This window comes from Actinocorallia herbida (genome assembly GCF_003751225.1).
In the GTDB taxonomy this organism is placed as follows: Bacteria; Actinomycetota; Actinomycetes; order Streptosporangiales; family Streptosporangiaceae; genus Actinocorallia; species Actinocorallia herbida.
Window position 1 is genome coordinate 926,754 of sequence record NZ_RJKE01000001.1, and the last position, 17,024, is coordinate 943,777.

At 69.8% G+C, this 17,024-nt stretch carries 16 protein-coding genes; 11 read left to right on the forward strand and 5 right to left on the reverse strand.

Going from position 1 to position 17,024, the window contains the following annotated elements:
- Window positions 1–44 precede the first annotated feature (44 nt).
- Window positions 45–473 carry an HIT family protein gene (locus tag EDD29_RS04535; protein ID WP_123662584.1) on the forward strand — a complete coding sequence of 143 codons (429 nt, stop codon included), beginning with the start codon at window positions 45–47 and terminating at the stop codon, window positions 471–473.
- Here EDD29_RS04535 and EDD29_RS04540 read toward each other — a convergent pair.
- Window positions 470–940 carry an Lrp/AsnC family transcriptional regulator gene (locus EDD29_RS04540; protein WP_123662586.1) on the reverse strand — a complete coding sequence of 157 codons (471 nt, stop codon included), beginning with the start codon at window positions 938–940 and terminating at the stop codon, window positions 470–472. The two genes, EDD29_RS04535 and EDD29_RS04540, sit on opposite strands and share 4 nt — an antisense overlap.
- A 225-nt stretch (window positions 941–1,165) precedes the next feature.
- Here EDD29_RS04540 and EDD29_RS04545 point away from each other — a divergent pair, with 225 nt between their 5' ends.
- From EDD29_RS04545 to EDD29_RS04570, 6 genes are all read left to right on the forward strand, one after another.
- Window positions 1,166–2,602: a gamma-aminobutyraldehyde dehydrogenase gene (locus tag EDD29_RS04545; protein ID WP_123662588.1), complete on the forward strand. Its 1,437-nt coding sequence runs from the start codon at window positions 1,166–1,168 to the stop codon at window positions 2,600–2,602.
- A gap of 164 nt (window positions 2,603–2,766) precedes the next feature.
- Window positions 2,767–3,876, forward strand: coding sequence for an ABC transporter ATP-binding protein (locus EDD29_RS04550; RefSeq protein ID WP_123662591.1), 1,110 nt, complete (start codon window positions 2,767–2,769; stop codon window positions 3,874–3,876).
- 5 nt (window positions 3,877–3,881) lie between these two features.
- The gene (locus EDD29_RS04555; RefSeq protein ID WP_170201286.1) at window positions 3,882–5,093 is read left to right on the forward strand and encodes an ABC transporter substrate-binding protein; all 1,212 of its coding nucleotides are present in this window, start codon (window positions 3,882–3,884) and stop codon (window positions 5,091–5,093) included.
- Window position 5,094: 1 nt separating this feature from the next.
- Window positions 5,095–5,949 carry an ABC transporter permease gene (locus tag EDD29_RS04560; RefSeq protein ID WP_246052508.1) on the forward strand — a complete coding sequence of 285 codons (855 nt, stop codon included), beginning with the start codon at window positions 5,095–5,097 and terminating at the stop codon, window positions 5,947–5,949.
- On the forward strand, window positions 5,946–6,731 hold the full coding sequence (locus EDD29_RS04565; RefSeq protein WP_123662593.1) for an ABC transporter permease: 786 nt from the start codon (window positions 5,946–5,948) through the stop codon (window positions 6,729–6,731). The genes EDD29_RS04560 and EDD29_RS04565 overlap by 4 nt, the downstream gene beginning before the upstream one ends.
- 87 nt (window positions 6,732–6,818) lie before the next feature.
- Complete coding sequence (locus tag EDD29_RS04570; protein WP_123662596.1) at window positions 6,819–8,228, forward strand: NAD(P)/FAD-dependent oxidoreductase; 1,410 nt, start codon at window positions 6,819–6,821, stop codon at window positions 8,226–8,228.
- 147 nt (window positions 8,229–8,375) lie between these two features.
- Here EDD29_RS04570 and EDD29_RS04575 read toward each other — a convergent pair whose 3' ends face one another.
- The 3 genes from EDD29_RS04575 to EDD29_RS04585 form a co-directional block, all read right to left on the reverse strand.
- A complete protein-coding gene (locus tag EDD29_RS04575; protein WP_123662598.1) occupies window positions 8,376–9,656 on the reverse strand; it encodes a hypothetical protein in 1,281 nt (426 codons plus the stop codon).
- Window positions 9,656–10,090 carry a cupredoxin domain-containing protein gene (locus EDD29_RS04580; protein ID WP_123662599.1) on the reverse strand — a complete coding sequence of 145 codons (435 nt, stop codon included), beginning with the start codon at window positions 10,088–10,090 and terminating at the stop codon, window positions 9,656–9,658. The genes EDD29_RS04575 and EDD29_RS04580 overlap by 1 nt, the downstream gene beginning before the upstream one ends.
- Before the next feature lie 114 nt (window positions 10,091–10,204).
- Complete coding sequence (locus tag EDD29_RS04585) at window positions 10,205–10,738, reverse strand: PH domain-containing protein (protein WP_246052509.1); 534 nt, start codon at window positions 10,736–10,738, stop codon at window positions 10,205–10,207.
- A gap of 73 nt (window positions 10,739–10,811) precedes the next feature.
- On the opposite strand from EDD29_RS04585, the gene EDD29_RS04590 reads away from it, so the two are divergent.
- From EDD29_RS04590 to EDD29_RS04600, 3 genes are all read left to right on the forward strand, one after another.
- Window positions 10,812–11,276, forward strand: a complete 465-nt coding sequence (locus EDD29_RS04590) for a winged helix-turn-helix domain-containing protein (protein ID WP_123662602.1) — start codon at window positions 10,812–10,814, stop codon at window positions 11,274–11,276.
- 327 nt (window positions 11,277–11,603) lie between these two features.
- Window positions 11,604–13,889, forward strand: coding sequence for a sensor histidine kinase (locus EDD29_RS04595; RefSeq protein WP_123662604.1), 2,286 nt, complete (start codon window positions 11,604–11,606; stop codon window positions 13,887–13,889).
- Window positions 13,876–14,253: a DUF742 domain-containing protein gene (locus EDD29_RS04600; RefSeq protein WP_123662606.1), complete on the forward strand. Its 378-nt coding sequence runs from the start codon at window positions 13,876–13,878 to the stop codon at window positions 14,251–14,253. The genes EDD29_RS04595 and EDD29_RS04600 overlap by 14 nt, the downstream gene beginning before the upstream one ends.
- 36 nt (window positions 14,254–14,289) lie before the next feature.
- Here EDD29_RS04600 and EDD29_RS04605 read toward each other — a convergent pair whose 3' ends face one another.
- Window positions 14,290–15,312: a polyprenyl synthetase family protein gene (locus EDD29_RS04605; RefSeq protein ID WP_123662608.1), complete on the reverse strand. Its 1,023-nt coding sequence runs from the start codon at window positions 15,310–15,312 to the stop codon at window positions 14,290–14,292.
- 443 nt (window positions 15,313–15,755) lie between these two features.
- Here EDD29_RS04605 and EDD29_RS04610 point away from each other — a divergent pair, with 443 nt between their 5' ends.
- The gene (locus EDD29_RS04610) at window positions 15,756–17,006 is read left to right on the forward strand and encodes a cytochrome P450 (protein ID WP_170201287.1); all 1,251 of its coding nucleotides are present in this window, start codon (window positions 15,756–15,758) and stop codon (window positions 17,004–17,006) included.
- Window positions 17,007–17,024: the final 18 nt, after the last annotated feature.

Below are 17,024 nucleotides of genomic sequence, written 5' to 3' on the forward strand. Positions count from 1 at the left end.
CCGGTCCGGGGCGGGACGCGGCCTCCCGGTTAGGGTGGGGCGGCATGAGCGACTGCGTGTTCTGCCGGATCATCGCCGGAGAGGTCGCGGCGCACGTCGTCCTCGACGTCCCGGAGGCCGTGGCGTTCCTCGACGCCCGGCCGGTGTTCAAGGGCCACACGCTGGTCGTGCCGCGCGCCCACCACGAGACCCTGACCGACCTGCCCCCCGCCGAGATCGGCCCCTTCTTCGCCGTCGTCCAGCGGATCGCCGGCGCCGTCGAGTCGGGCCTTGACGCGGCGGGCACGTTCGTGGCGATGAACAACCGCGTCAGCCAGAGCGTGCCCCACCTGCACGCGCACGTGGTCCCCCGCAACCGCAAGGACGGCCTGCGCGGCTTCTTCTGGCCCCGTCAGCGGTACGAGTCCGACGCCGAGCAGGCCGACTACGCCCGGCGCCTCGCCAAGGCCCTGGAGCCCGCTCAGGGCCGTTAACGGGTGCCCCAGCTGTAGGTCTGCTTGCGGAGCTTGAGGTAGACGAAGCTCTCGGTGCCGACCACGGACGGCACGGCGCGGATACGGCCGAGGATCTCCAGGAGCTGCTCGTCGGTCTCGGCGACGAGTTCGACCATGAGGTCGAAGGAGCCCGCGGTGATGACGACGTAGTCGATCTCGGGCATGGCCGCGAGGTCGTCGGCGACCCGGGTGAGGTCGCCCTCGCACCGCACGCCGATCATCACCTGCCGGCTGAAGCCGAGCATGAGCGGGTCGGTGACCGCGACGATCTGCATGACGCCCGTGTCCAGCAGTCGCTGGACGCGCTGGCGGACGGCGGCCTCGGACAGGCCCACGGCCTTGCCGATCGCCGCGTAGGAGCGCCGCCCGTCCTGCTGGAGCTGCTCGATGATCTGCTTGGAGATCGCGTCGAGCTGGACACGGGCTGGGCGCGGGGGCTCGCTCATGGGTCCATCCTCCCGTCTGGCCAGGGGTGACGTGCGCGGCGCGGCCGTGCGGACGGGAGGGAAGCCCTCCCATGTCAGGGCAGGCGGCAGCACATTACGGCAACGAATCGCGGTCTTGCCGATTGAATCCGTCGAGAAATGCGATTGTAACAACGGAATCACTTGTCCCCGCCGTTATGCTCTGCGAAAGTCAAGCGATTACGGGACCACCTGCGGAGGTCGAAGATGACCGGCAAGGCGCAACTGCGCAACTTCGTGAACGGCGAGTACGTCGAGGCGGCGGGTGGCGCGGTCTCCGACGTCATCGACCCGAGCACGGGTGAGGTGTACGCCCAGGCGCCGGTCTCCGGCAAGGCCGATCTCGACGCGGCCTACGCGGCGGCGTCCACGGCGTTCGAGGGCTGGCGGGACGCCACTCCCAAGGAGCGCGGCCTCGCGCTCCTCAGGTTCGCGGACGCGGTCGAGGCGCGCGGCGAGGAGATCGCCAGGGCGGAGGTGAAGAACACCGGCAAGCCCTACCAGCTGACGGTGGACGAGGAGATCGGCCCGATGGTCGACAACATCCGGTTCTTCGCCGGCGCCGCCCGCGTGCTGGAGGGCAGGTCGTCAGGGGAGTACCTGGCCGACCACACCTCCTCGATCCGGCGCGAGCCGATCGGCGTCGTCGGGCAGGTCGCCCCGTGGAACTACCCGATGATGATGGCGGTGTGGAAGTTCGCCCCGGCGATCGCGGCGGGCAACACGGTGGTGCTCAAGCCGTCGGACACGACGCCGGTCTCCACGCTGCTGCTCGCCGAGATCGCCGCCGAGTTCCTGCCGCCGGGCGTGCTCAACGTCGTCACCGGCGACCGGGAGACCGGCCGCGCGCTGGTGGAGCACCCGACCCCGCAGATGGTGTCGATCACCGGCTCGGTCCGCGCGGGCAAGGAGGTGGCCGCCTCGGCGGCGCGCGACCTCAAGCGGGTGCACCTGGAGCTGGGCGGCAAGGCCCCGGTCGTGGTCTTCGACGACGCCGACATCGCCTCGGCGGCCGAGGGCATCGCCGGGTCCGGCCTGTTCAACGCGGGCCAGGACTGCACCGCGGCCACCCGCGTCCTGGTGTCCGAGCGCATCGCCGCCGACTTCACCGCGGCGCTGGCCGAGGCCGCGGCGGCGCTCAAGACTGCGGGCCCGGACGACCCGGACGCCTATTTCGGCCCCGTCAACAACGCCGGCCAGCTCGCGCGCGTGCAGGGCTTCCTCGACCGGGTGCCCGGCCACGCGACGGTCGAGACCGGTGGCGCCCAGGTGGGCGACCGCGGTTACTTCTTCGCCCCGACGGTCATCTCGGGCCTGCGCCAGGACGACGAGCACGTCCAGGAGGAGATCTTCGGCCCCGTGATGACCGTGCAGTCGTTCTCCGACGAGGACGAGGCGGTCCGCTGGGCCAACGGCGTCCAGTACGGCCTGTCGTCCAGCGTGTGGACGAAGGACCACGGCAGGGCGATGCGGATGACGAAGCGGCTCGACTTCGGGGTCGTCTGGGTGAACACCCACATCCCCTTCGTCTCCGAGATGCCGCACGGCGGCTTCAAGCACTCCGGGTACGGCAAGGACCTCTCGATGTACGGCTTCGAGGACTACACCCGGATCAAGCACGTCATGCACTACATCGGCCGGTAACAAAAGTCGGATATAAAACCATTCGTCCGCGCCGTCTCCCGGCGCCGCGGACACCCCGGGCTCCCCCCGAGCCCGGGTCGGTCCCCCAGGAAAGATCCGCACCACGGAGGCGGCGGGCCCCCGCGCCCCCTCCCCGCGCACGACCCCCCGAAGGACAAGTGGTAATGACGGAGACCCAGTCCGTTCTCCCCGCCATCGAACTGGTCGGCCTCGTCAAGGAGTTCACCGGCAACGGTGAGACGGTCCGGGCGGTCAAGGGCGTTGACATGCGGATCGAGGAGGGGGAGTTCTTCTCCCTTCTCGGGCCGTCCGGTTGCGGCAAGACGACGACGATGCGGATGATCGCCGGTTTCGACGAGCCGACGTCGGGCGAGGTGCGCCTGCACGGCAAGGACGTGACGGGTGTGCCGCCGAACAAACGCGACGTGAACATGGTGTTCCAGTCGTACGCCCTCTTCCCGCACATGACGGTCGCCGACAACGTCGCGTTCGGGCTGCGCCGCAAGGGCGTGGCCAAGGCCGAGGCCGCGGGCAGGGTCGGCGAGATGCTGGAGATCGTGGGCCTGGCCGGGCGGGAGAAGCGCCGCCCCGCCGAACTTTCCGGCGGCCAGCAGCAGCGCGTCGCGCTCGCCCGCGCGCTCGTCAACGACCCGCGCGCGCTCCTGCTCGACGAGCCGCTCGCCGCCCTCGACCTCAAGCTGCGCCAGAGCATGCAGGTCGAGCTGAAGCGCATCCAGCGCGAGGTCGGCATCACCTTCGTCTTCGTCACCCACGACCAGGGCGAGGCGCTGACGATGTCGGACCGGATCGCGGTCATGAACGACGGGCGGGTCGAGCAGCTCGGCAGCCCGCGCGAGATCTACGAGCACCCCGGGTCGAAGTTCGTCGCAGGGTTCATCGGCACCTCCAACCTGTTGTCCGGCACCGTCACCGAGCTGCGCGACGGCGTCGCGGTGATCGGGCTCGGTGACGCCGAGCGCATCGTGGTCCCCGCAGGGGACGCCGTGATGGGCGCGGACCTGGAGCTGACGGTCCGGCCCGAGAAGATCGACATGCGCGTCGAAGAGCCGGGGGCCGACCGCAGCAGGCTGCGCGGCACCGTCACCGAGGTCGTCTACCTCGGCACCAGCACCAACTACAACGTCCGGACGTCCCTCGGGACCACCATCACGGTGTTCACCCAGAACGCCTCGGACGCCGATGACATCGCCGTTCGGGGGGACAGCGTCTGGCTGTCGTGGGAACCGCGGCACTCCTACGCGATCGGAGCCTGAAGCACATGAACGAGATCAACCCCCTCCTGCGCCGCGGCCTGACCCACCGCCGCGACTTCCTGCGCCTCATGGGCATCGGCGCCGTCGGCATGGCCGCGGCCGCGTGCGGTGTCGAGGGCCAGGGCGGCAAGCAGAACGTCACCCGGTCCGAGGTCGAGAAGTACTGGGCCGGCAAGACCAGGACCGGCAAGCTCAACTGGGCGAACTGGGTCGGCTACATGGAGGACGACCGGGCGACGCTCAAGGCGTTCACCAAGGCCACCGGCATCGAGGTGACCTACAAGGAGGTCATCAACGAGAACGCCGAGTGGTTCGGCAAGATCGACGCCCCGCTGCGCGCCAAGCAGTCGATCGGCTTCGACCTGATGGTCATGTCGAACGGCATCCAGCTGGAGCAGTGCCGCCAGCTCGGCTACCTCGTGCCCCTGGACCACGCCAAGCTGCCGAACTTCGCGGCGAACGCGGGCGCCTCGTTCAAGAACCCGTCGTACGACCCGGACAACACCTTTACGATCCCCTACACCTCGGGCATCACGGGCATCGCGTACAACACCAAGTACGTGAAGGAGCCCATCACCAAGTGGGCCGACCTCCTCGACCCCAAGTACGAGGGCAAGATCGGCATGATGGGCGACTCCCAGGAGCTCGGCAACGTCGGCATGTTCCTGACCGGCGTCGACCCCGAGAAGTCCACCCCCGACGACTGGGCGAAGGCGGCCGCCAAGCTGCGCGAGCAGCGCCCGCTGGTGCGCAAGTACTACACCCAGGACTACATCGAGGCCGTCACCAAGGGTGACGTGTGGATCACCATGGCCTGGTCCGGTGACGCCTACAGCCTCGCCGGTCCCGAGGTGAAGTTCGTGATCCCCGAAGAGGGCGGCACGATCTGGACGGACAACCTGTGCATCCCGTCCACCGCCGAGAGCCCGGTGGACGCGCTGGAGCTGATGAACTGGCTGTACGACCCGCGGGCCAACGCCACGCTGACGGAGTACATCAACTACATCACGCCGGTGCCCGGCACCAAGGAGTTCATCCGGCAGGACGCCGACGCCGCGTCCGGCGAGGACAAGGAGACGCTGGAGGCCCTCATCGAGAGCCCGCTGGTGTACCCGACCGACGCCGACCTGGCGAAGCTGCGCCGCTACCGGACCCTCACCCAGGCGGAGAAGGAGCAGTACCAGAGCGTCTTCACCCCGATCCCGCAGGGTTCGTAAGGTGCGGCGGCGTCTTACCCCCTACCTCCTGATCCTGCCGGGAGGACTCTGGCTCACCGTGTTCTTCGCGGTGCCGATCATCATGATGCTCTCCTTCTCCCTGATGGAGGGCAACCTGATCGACGGGTTCGCCTTCACGTTCCACTGGCAGAACTACACCGAGGGGCTGTCCACCTACGGCGACAAGTTCGCCAGGTCGCTCTGGTACGGCCTGCTGGCGACGGCGGCGTGCATCGCGCTCGCCTACCCGGCGGCCTACTGGATCGCGTTCAAGGCGGGCCGGAACAAGTCGACGTACCTGTTCCTCATGCTGCTGCCGTTCTTCGTGTCGTTCATCCTGCGCACGGTCTCCTGGAAGTTCGTGCTCGCCGACAACGGCATCGTGCTCGGCACGCTCAAGGACTGGGGACTGCTGGCGCAGGACTTCCACGTCCTCGGCACCACGTTCGCGGTGATCTGCGGCCTGACCTACAACTTCCTGCCGTTCATGGTGCTGCCGATCTACGTCGCGCTGGAGAAGATCGACCACCGGCTCCTCGAAGCGGCCCAGGACCTGTACGCCTCGCGCGTCCAGACGTTCCTGCGGGTGGTCCTGCCGCTGTCGCTGCCCGGCGTGTTCGCCGGGGTCGTGATGACCTTCATCCCGATCTCCGCCGACTACGTCAACGCCGACGTGCTGGGCGGCAGCGGCAACGTCATGATCGGCAACGTCATCTACCTCGAGTACTTCAACAACAGCGACTACCCGATGGCCTCGGCGCTGTCGTTCACCCTCATGGGAGCCCTGCTCGTCGGGATCTTCCTGTACGCGCGGCTGCTCGGCACCAAGGACGTCCTGGAGGCGGCGGGACGATGAGACTCCTCAAGGGACGCTTCCTCCACCTCTACACGCTGGTGCTCGTCGGCTGGCTGATCCTGCCCATCACGGTCATGATCGCGTTCGGCTTCAACGACACGACCTCCAAGCAGAACTTCGTCTGGGAGGGCTTCACGGTCAAGTGGTACGCCCAGCTGTTCGACAAGGAGGACCTCACCCAGGCACTGGTCAACTCGCTGCTCATCGCGCTGCTCAGCACGGTGATCACGACGGTGATCGGCACCATGGCCGGGCTCGCGCTCGGCAGGTTCAGGTTCAAGGGCCAGGGCGTTTCCAACCTCGTGCTCTTCGCCGCCATCTCGACGCCCGAACTCGTCATGGGCTCCTCGCTCCTGGCGATGTTCGTGCAGTTCAACACCCCCCGCGGGTTCGTCACCATCCTGCTGGCTCACGTGATGTTCTCCATCGCGTTCGTCGCGGTGACGGTCCGGGCGCGGGTCGTCGGCCTCGACCCCTCCCTGGAGGAGGCCGCGGCCGACCTCGGGGCCTCCGGCTGGACCACGTTCCGGCTGGTGACCCTCCCGATGATCATGCCGGGCGTCATGGCCGGGGCGATGCTCGCCTTCGCCCTGTCCGTCGACGACTTCGTGATCACCAATTTCACCAGCGGGTCGACGGTAACGTTCCCGCTGTGGGTATGGAGTTCCACGAGAACGGGGACTCCGCCCCAGGTCAACGTCATGGGCACGTTGATCTTCGCGGTCGGCGTGCTGGTCGCGCTCTACAACCTCGTCGCGGCACGTCGACGCAGAACAACCTGAGAAGTGACCCTAGTCGCCGCCGGGGAAGCCCCGCCTGAAGAGGGCGGGCCCCGGCCGGCGGCCCAGGGGACACAGGAGAAGGGAAATGTGAATGCGCTGAAGGCACTGGCGCAAGCCGAGCCGACCTCCTACTGGCTCGAAGACCCGGCTCGTCCCGAGCCCCTCCCGTCGCTGGTGGAGACGACCACCTGCGACCTCGCCGTGATCGGCGGCGGATACACAGGACTGTGGACCGCCCTCATGGCCAAGGAGCGCGACCCGTCCCTGGACGTGGTCCTCGTCGAGGCCGAACTCGTGGGCGGCGCGGCCTCAGGGCGCAACGGCGGATTCTGCGCCGCGTCCCTCACCCACGGCCTGTGGAACGGCATGGCGCGCTGGCCCGGCCAGATCGGCGAGCTGGAGCGGCTCGGCAAGGAGAACCTCCAGGGCATCGCCGACGCCGTCACCCGGTACGGCATCGACTGCGACTTCGAGTTCACCGGGGAACTGCACGTCGCCACCGAGGAATGGCAGCTCGCCGACCTCGCCGAGGAGGCCGAGCACGGCACCCGCCTCGGCCACGACCTGCGGCTGCTCGACCGGGACGAGGTCCGCGCGGAGATCGACTCGCCCACCTACCTCGGCGGCCTCTGGGACGTCGACGGCGCGGCGATGCTGCACCCGGCGAAGCTCGCCTGGGGTCTGCGGGACGCCTGCGCGGCCCTCGGCGTCCGGATCTACGAGCGCACCCCCGTCACCGCCCTCTCCGAGACGCGCGAGGGCATCGTGCTGCGGACGCCCTACGGCGCGATCCGCGCGGGTAGGGTCGCGCTCGGCACCGGCGTCTTCCCGCCGCTCCTCAAGCGGCTCAAGCACTACGTCGTCCCCGTCTACGACTACGCCCTGATGACCGAGCCGCTGACCGACGCCCAGCTCGACTCGCTCGGCTGGCGGAACAGGCAGGGCATCGGCGACTCGGCCAACCAGTTCCACTACTACCGGCTGACGGCGGACAACCGCATCCTGTGGGGCGGCTACGACGCGATCTACCACTTCCGCAACGGCCTGCGGCACGAGCTCGAGTCCCGGCCCGAGACGTTCGCGCGGCTGTCGTCGCACTTCTTCCGCACCTACCCGCAGCTGGAGGGGATCGGCTTCACCCACGCCTGGGGCGGGGTGATCGACACGTGCAGCCGCTTCTGCGCCTTCTACGGCACCGCGATGGGCGGCCGCCTCGCTTACGCGACGGGCTACACCGGCCTCGGCGTCGGCGCGACCAGGTTCGGCGCCGACGTGATCCTCGACCACCTCGGGGTCGGCCTCCGACCGGGGGAGCGGACCGCGCGGACGCGGCTGGACATGGTCCGCAGCAAGCCGCTCCCGTTCCCGCCCGAGCCGTTCCGGTTCGGCGCGATCCAGCTCACCCGCTGGTCGATCGCGCGGGCCGACGCCAACCAGGGCAGGCGCAACCTCTGGCTGCGCACCCTGGACAAGATCGGTCTCGGCTTCGACTCCTGACCCGAAGGGCCACGGGCCCAGGGGCCGGGCGCCCCGGCGGAGCCGGGTTCTCGAGCGCCCGGCCCCTGGGCCCAAGAGTCGCTGGCCCAGGGGTCGGGCGCCCCGGCGAAGCCGGGTTCTCGAGCGCCCGGCCCCTGGGCCCCAGAGTCACGCTGCGAAGAGGAGGAAGAGTCCGCCGACGGTGTAGACGACCATGAGCAGCAGCAGCGGGAGCTGCCCGGTCAGCGCGCGGCGGGTCGGAAGCAGCGCGACGGCCTTGTCGTGCGCGGCGAACACGCCGAGGACATGCCCGAGGACGACGCCGGCCGCGCGGATCACCGCGAGCAGCCAGACCGGCAGCAGTTCGAAGTCCACCGCGTAGTCCCCGACACCGAGGTAGTCGGCGTTGGTCCCGAAGGGGTCGGACCACAGCAGCACCGCGCTCTGCCCGCTGTAGAACAGCAGCGAGAAGTAGTGCGCGATGAGGTAGCCGACGGCGATCGGGATCAGGGAGTGGGCGAGGGCACCGGGGGCTCCCGGGCCGATCGGGCGGGTGCACAGCCAGTACGTCGCCGCGACGATGAGGATCAGGCCCGCGAGGCCGAGGGAGCTCATCAGGGTCGGCGGCAGCGGCCCGTCCTGGACCTGTCCGACCCACCAGGGCGAGCGGGTGAACCCGTCGTAGGCGGTCGAGCCGAGCATGACGCACAGCACCGCGACGATCCCGGGCGCGGCGGTGAGCCCGGCCAGGCCGTCGAACGGGTTGCGGAACACCAGCCGTCCGTCGGAGCGGCGGCCGAGGGGGGCCATCCGGCCGAGGAAGGCGGAGTACACCTCGAACGGGTCGGACCTGTCGAAGAACTCCGCGCCGAACACCGTCGATCCGATGATCATGATCGAGGCGTAGACCGCGAACCAGGTGAGCAGCGCCCAGCCCTCGACCCGGTCGGGGGCGACGAGTTCCAGCCAGGTGAAGGCGAGCAGGCCGAAGGCCGCGGGCCAGTAGCCGAGCCACGCGGGGAGTTTCGCCAGCGGCCTGCCGCCGCTGAGCAGGGCGATCCCGGTGTGCACGGCGCGCAGCGGGTTCAGCAGCCTCCACACCGGGCCGAAGGCCAGCGAGAGCGGGATCAGGCCGACCCAGAAGATCACGTAGATCGTCCAGGGGGCCGGGTTGGCGTTGCCCGACGGTCCGAACGCCGCGGCGATCGCGGTGGCGGCCGCGCCGACCACGCCGACCAGCCTCAGCACGACCCGGGTGGCGCGGGCGTCGGCGAAGGACTGGAACCGTTCCGGCACCGGGCGGCCGGCCTCGGGGCGGAACTTCGACCTCTGCCAGGTGAGCCCGAGCGCGGCGAAGGAGACCAGGACGGCGAGGGCGGCGCCGACCATGAGGAACTCCAGCGGGATCGGGAGGTCCTGCCGCCCGCCGATGCCGTGGGCGAGGACCATCAGGACACCTGGAGCGTGAACAGCAGCAGGTGGGAACCGTGGGTCTCGACCTCGAACCTGCCGGTCAGGTCCGCGGTGAACTCCAGCACGCCGGGCTCTCCGGCCTTGAGCTCGAGTTCCTTGTCGAAGCCGTGGACGTGCAGCTCGTCGGCGGCGTCGGAGGTGACCGTGAGCCGGATCTTCGTGCCCTTGGCCACCTCGCGGACGGCCGGGCGGGGCGCGACCTTGCTCCCGGTGACGGTGACCGTGATCTCCTCGCCGTCGAACGCGGGAGCCGTGGTTCCGGTGGCGTCCGGCGTGGCGGTGCCCGCGGTGGAGGGGGAGACGGCCGAAGGGGCGGTCTCGGCGGGGGCGGGGTCCGTCTCGGCGCCGCAGGCGGTGACTGCGGCGAGGGTCAGCGCGAGGACGGGGAGGAGGGCGCGGGCGCGAAGCACGTCGGAACTCCAGGGATCGGGGGCTCTGGTCGCGCGCCAGTCTAGGTAAAGGGGGATACCGCCGGGGTAAGGCGCGGGTAGAGGGGCGCCCGCGCGCCCCCGGGGTCCGCGGGGTCAGTCGCCCGCCTCGTCGAGCGAGGGGAAGATCATCGAGGAGATGTCGAAGTACAGCTGCTCGGGGTAGGGCATGAAGGTGACCTCGCGGAAGGCCTGGTCGTCTCCGGCGCTCTCCATGATGAAGGTGCCGTAGTCGAGGAACTGGCCCTGGATCGGGCGCTCCAGTTTGATGTCGGTCACCTTCTTGAGCGGGATCATGCCGACCCGCCGGGCGATGAGCCCCTGGATGTACATCAGCCGCCGCTCGGTGACGATGAAGAACTCCACCGACCAGGTCAGCACCCGCCAGATGAGCCTGCCCACGAGGTAGAGCCAGCCGAACCACACGATGAGGGTGAGGATGCCGCCGCCGAAGTAGCGGCTGAGCACCCCGGCGAGGATGAGCCCGCCGAACACCTCGGCCACCGGCCGCAGCAGCGCCGCGGGGTGCCGGCGCACCGCGATGACCTGCTCCTCGTCGGCCATGAGGTAGTGCCGGATCGTCCTGGACCTTGACTTGTCGCGTACGACCATCACGTCGTTGAAGCCCACGGGTCCAGGATTCCACATGGGAAAGCCGCTGTAACTCTATATACTCGACCAAGTTAGTGTGTAATATCGGTTCATGGACGCCATGACAGCCGCCGCGAAAGTGGAGGGCATCCCCGCCGACCAGGGTCAGCTGCTCGGGGTGGTCCCCATGGAGGGCACCGACAGCGCCCTCGTCATAGTCGGTCACATCGTGCCTCTGAGCAGGGAGGGCGAAGTGTCCGTAGCGCCCGTTCTCCCCGACGACACAAGGATCGTGCACGACGGCCTGACCGTGGACGAGGTTTCCCGGTCCGCCCACGTGGACGGTCGGAAGATCCCCCTCACCTACCAGGAGTTCGAGCTGCTCGCGCACCTCACGGCCAGTCCCGGCCGGGTGCACTCGCGGGTCCAGTTGCTGCGCGCGGTGTGGGGTTACTCCGAGGCCGGCTCGGTGCGCACGGTCGACGTGCACATCCACCGGCTGCGCGGAAAGCTCGGCCCGTACCGCGACCGGATCGTCACCGTGCGCCGCCTGGGTTACATGTACACGCGCCGCTGACGCGCCGCGAGGGCGTTCCGGTATGCGTTAAGAGTGCTCCGCGCGGGCCGGCGGCCGGGTGGGCCCCGGGTGCGCGCGCGGGATGAGGGCGACGGGTGCGCTCGCGCCTTCCATTTCCCTGCCCACCGAGTTTCGGTCGGGCGATGACGCGGAGTTTTCGTGCGTGAAGTCCGAGTCTGAAAGGTGCGGGCCGCTATCGGCCATCACAGTTAACAAGAGCCTCAAATGTTAACAGGAATCAATGTTGACCCGGCTGCACGTGCACGGGCACGATGATCTCCCAAGGGGGCGGTGAGATGACGGCTATCGAAAGATTGCGTAGGTGTCATGGCTTCGCCCAAGCCCAAGCCCCGGACGTTCGGCGTCCGCAGCAGGATCGCACTGCTCCTGGTCATTCCCGTGCTCTCGCTCATCGTGCTCTGGGCGTTCACCGCGCGGGTCACCCTGTCCGACGCGGTCGACACCTACCGCCTCCAGACCGTCTATGACGGGGTGGGAGACCCTGGCAGGGCCCTCGTCGCCGCGCTCCAGGACGAGCGCCGCCAGAGCGGCCTGCACCTCGCGGGCGGCCAGGGCATGGGAGGCCCGTCCTTCCAGCGGCTGAACGCCGCGCGCGCCGCGGTCGACGACGCCGAGGAGGACTTCCGCGCCAAGGCGCTCACCGGTGACGTCGCCGACGCCTCCGACGCCGACGCCCAGAAGCTGCTCGCCGCCTTCACCGAGGCGCTCGACGCGCTGCCCGAGGTGCGCGCGGGGGTCGACTCCGGCGCGCTCAAGCCCGCCGACGCGGTGGCCGGGATCAGCCCGATCATCCTCGCGGGCCTCACCGCGGTGAACGACCTCCTCATCTCCGACACCGTGCGGGTCTACGAGAAGTCCGAGGCGCTGGTCTCCTTCTCCTGGGCGCGCGAGTTCATCCTTCGCGAGGACGCCCTGGTCGCGCCGATCGCGGCGGGCGGGGCCGGCCGGATGACGGTGCCGCAGTACCAGCAGTTCGGCATCTGGTTCATGGGCCACACCCAGATGACCCAGATGTCCATCGGGAGGCTCGGCGCCGACCTCCAGCCGCACGGCATGGCCATCATGAACGACCCGAGCTTCAAGCAGCTCATGGGCCTCGAGATCACCGTCCAGAAGTCCGTCGGGGCCCCCAGGCTGCCCAAGGCGGTCCTGGAGGGCTGGGAGCCCACGGTGACCGCCCTGATGGCCGTCTGGGACCCGCAGATGGAGGCCGCGGCCGGCAAGCTGCGCGCGGAGGCCGACGAGATCACCGAGGACGTCTACTTCCGTCTGTGGCTCGCAGGCGGCCTCGGACTCCTCGCCGTCATCCTGTCGATCGTGCTGAGCGCCTGGCTCAGCCGCGGCCTGGCCCGCGACATCAAGGACCTCCAGACCGCCGCCCGCGAACTCGCCGAGCACCGGCTGCCCTGGGTCGTCAGCAGGCTGCGCCGCGGCGAGAAGGTCGACCTGTCGGCCGAGCTGCCGCCGCCCGGCGTCGAGAGCCGCACGACCGAGGTCGCCGCGGTCGGCGACGCGCTCGGCATGGTCCGCCGCACCGCCCTGGAGGCCGCGATCGGCGAGGCCCACCTGCGCGACGGCATCAGCCGGGTCTTCCTCAACCTCGCCTGGCGCAGCCAGTCCCTGCTGCACCGCCAGCTGCGGATGCTCGACGCGCTGGAGCGGCGCGCGCCCGACCCCGACACCCTGAACGACCTGTTCCAGCTCGACCACCTCACCACCCGCATGCGGCGGCACGCCGAGGGACTGATCATCCTGTCCGGGGCCGCGCCCGCGCGGGCGTGGAGCCGTCCCGTCCACTTCGCCGACGTCCTGCGCGGCGCCGTCGCCGAGGTCGAGGACTACACGCGCGTCGAGGTCTCCTGCAACGCGCCGGTCGCGCTCGCCGGGGCCGCGGTCACCGACGTCATCCACCTGCTGGCCGAACTCGTCGAGAACGGCACCGCCTACTCGCCGCCGCCCACCGAGGTGTTCGTGCACGGCGAGGCGGTCGGCAACGGGTTCGCCGTGGAGATCGTCGACCGGGGCGTCGGCCTGTCCCCGGAGGAGTTCGCCGAGCTCAACCGGCGCCTGATCGAGGTGCCCGACTTCGACCTCGCCGACAGCGACAGGCTCGGCCTGTTCGTCGTCTCCCGGCTCGCCGCCCGGCACGGGATCCGGGTGACGCTCCAGCCGTCGGCCTACGGGGGCGTCACCGCGATCGTGCTCATCCCGCACCGCCTCGTGGTGCCCGAGTCGCAGATCTCCGAGCGGCTGCCCGCGGGCCAGATGCCCGCGCTGGAGCAGGCCGCGACCCCTGGTGAGGCGCCCCGCACGGGCCCGAACGGCAGGTACGCGCCGGGCAGGTTCACCGCCGAGTTCACCCCGGAGGGCGTGCCGCCGCAGCGCCCCGCGCCCCCCGCGGCCCCCGAGGCGTCCGCCGGGCGGGCGCAGGAGTTCGGCCGCGGCCTCTTCCCCGAGCCGCCGCCCGCGGAGCCGACGACCAACGGCCACATCGTGCCGCCCCGCCCGTCGCGCGGGGGTGACCTGCCGCGGCGGGTGCGCCGCAAGCGGTTCGGCCAGGGCGGACCGGAGGCGGGCGATGGCGAGGTTTGACGAACGGTGGGTCGACGACGACGCGGGGCCCGTGGTGCGGTCCTACGCGTTCACCCGGGGCCGCACACGGCCCCGGGGGGCGACCCTGGACGTGGTGACCCTCCTGCGGGCGACGGGGCGGGAGCCGCCCTGGGGCACCCGGCTGTCCCGGGAGGACACCCGGCTGCTCCGGCTCTGCCGGGCGTCCTCGGTACTGGCGGACCTGGCCTCCGACCTCGGTCTGCCGCTCGGCGTGGTGAAGGTGCTCGCGGGGGAGCTCATCCACCTCGGGCTCCTCGAGGTGGCGCGGCGGCCCGGTCCGGTCCGGCCGCACACCGACCGCGCACTGCTGCAGAGCGTCCTCGACGGGCTGCGCGCGCTATGACCGGCCGGTTCCCGGCGGGATCAGGCCAGGCGGGGATCAGGCCAGGCGGCGCACGACGTACTCGGCGACCGCCCGCAGCCCCGGCGTCGCGCCGCCCCCGATCTCGTCGATGATCGCCAGTGCCGCGGCGAGCTCCTGCTCGGCGAGGTCCGCGGTGAAGCGGCGGCCGCCGGCCTTCTCGATGAGGTCCGCGGCGCGCAGCGCCCTGGCCGGGTCGTCCGGCCGGCCCGCGAGCAGGTCGGCGAGGCCCGCGGTCCCCGCGCTCAGTGCCGCGACGACCGGGAGGCTCTTCTTGCCCTGCCGCAGGTCGTTGTGCACGGCCTTGCCCGTGACGGCCGGGTCGCCCCAGATGCCCAGCACGTCGTCCACCGCCTGGAAGGCCAGCCCCAGGTGGCGGCCCATCCGGTCCATCAGCCCGGCGCCCGCCGCGTCGCCCCCGCCCAGGATCCAGCCGACGGAGGCGGCGCAGCCGAGCAGGGACGCGGTCTTGCCGACGGCCATCGCGATGTACTCGTCGACGGTGACGGCCTGGGGCCCTGACCAGGCGCGGTCCTCGAAGGCGCTGTCGGCGGCCTGCCCGTTGACCAGTTCGACGAGGACCCCGGTGAGCCGAGTGACGGCTTCGGCGTTGCCGCTCCGGGCGAGGGTGTCGAGGGCCAGCGCGAGGAGGCCGTCCCCGGCGAGCACGGCGGCCCCGATGCCGTAGGCCTTCCACGCGGTCTGCCGGTGCCTGCGCAGCTCGTCGCCGTCCATGATGTCGTCGTGCACGAGCGAGAAGGCGTGCACGAACTCGACCGCGACGGCACCGGGCGCGGCGTCCTCGGGGCGGCCGCCCGCCGCCGCGGCGGCGAGCCCGGCGAGCGCGGGCCGCACGCCCTTGCCGCCGTCGCCGTCACGCGGTGTGCCGTCGGCCTCGCGCCATCCGAAGGTGAATCCGGAGATCTGACGTGGTCCGGGGTGCAGCCGATCGGCGGCGTCCTGCATGGCCGGGCGCATCCAGCGTCTGGTTTCGTCGAGTATCCCGGCGACTCCGGGAATCAGTGTCTGCTGGGTCATCATGCGGCCCTCTCTCACGACTGCGATGGCGCCGATATTCAAGGGTGCCAAAGAAGGATCATCGAATGAAACCATTTCTCGGTTTCATTGTTGTAAGTATCTTTCGATGATCGGGTGGTCGCGGAGAGTCATTTCTATAAATGTTCGTTGCAGAGAGTTGATCATGCCTCACGCGGTGTATTTATGTGTGTGGGAGGTCACATGAACATGTCCGACTTGTCATGTTGAAGGTGGCTTGATCCGCCCAATGGATCATGAAACACTCCGGACTTGTCGGATTCATCCTGGTCTGGTCTGCTCCGGGGAGGGTCGGCCGCCGCTCGGGAAAGAGGCACCGCAAAATGGCTCTGGACACAGGTGTGAGACCAGCGCGGGACGCACGGAAGTTGCCCGTCTACCGCGACATTCCGAGCTTTCTCCGTGACCCTCTGGGTACATTCGAGGAATTGGGCAGGCAGGCCGACGGCGACATCGTCCGGCTGGACGCCAAGGTCCTCAGTCCCTACCTCGTGACCAAGCCCGAGCACCTCCAGCACATCCTGCGGGCCAACCAGGGCAACTACGCCCGCGGTGGCATGTTCTACGCGCCCCTGGACCGCCTCTTCGGCGACGGCATCCTCGGCCAGAACGAGGACGCCTGGATGCACAGCCGCCGCATCATCCAGCCGATGTTCGCCGCCCGGCACATCAAGCAGATCCAGTCCGACATCACGGGATTCATCAACGAGGGACTCGACCCCGTCGAGAAGGCGGCCCGCACCGGCGCCCCCGTAGACACCCTCGACCTCATGGCGTCGATCGTCACCAAGGCCATCGTCGGCGTGATCTTCGGCCAGCGGATCACCCGCGAGCAGGTCGACGACCTCGCCGAGGCCACCAACGCGATCATCCCTTCCATGATTCCGCGCGTCGTCACCCCGTTCCTTCCCCGCTGGATCCCGCGGCCGAAGGACAAAGAGTTCAATGACGCGATCAAGACGTTCGACAAGCACATGTACGCCGTCGCGGAGGCGACCCCGCAAGAGGGCGACGACGACCTCCTGAGCCTCCTGCTCGGCGCCCCCGACCCGCACGGCCTGCCCGCCTCGCCCAAGTGGCTGCGCGACAACTTCTCCGGCGTGTACGGCGCGGCCAGCGAGACCACGGTCTCGGCCATGGTCTGGGCGATGCCGATCCTGTGGGAGAACCCCGAGGTCTACGCCAAGCTGTGCGCCGAGGTGGACGAGGTCGTCGGATCCGACCCGGTCTCGCCCGAGCACCTGCCGAAGCTCGTCTACACCAAGCAGGTCATCGACGAACTGCTGCGGTACATGCCCGTCGGCTGGCTGTTCAGCCGGGTCGCCCTCGGCGAGGACGTCATCGACGGCACCCGCATCCCCAAGGGCGCCGACATCCTGATCAGCCCGTACCTCACCCACCGCAGCCCGCTGTTCTGGGACCGGCCCGAGGAGTTCGACCCCGAGCGGTTCGCGCCCGGCGCCCCGATTCCGCACCGGTACGCCTATTTCCCGTTCGGCGGGGGAGCACACATCTGCATCGGCAACCACCTGTTCGCCGTGGAGGCGCTGGCGCTGCTCGCCGGGTTCGTCAGCCGCTTCCGGCTCACCTCGGTGACGCCGGAGAAGCCGACCCCGGTGGTCGGCGCGACCCTTCGGCCGTTGGAACGCGTGATGATGACCGTCAGGCCGGCCCGCTGACCAGCGGACGCGCCACGA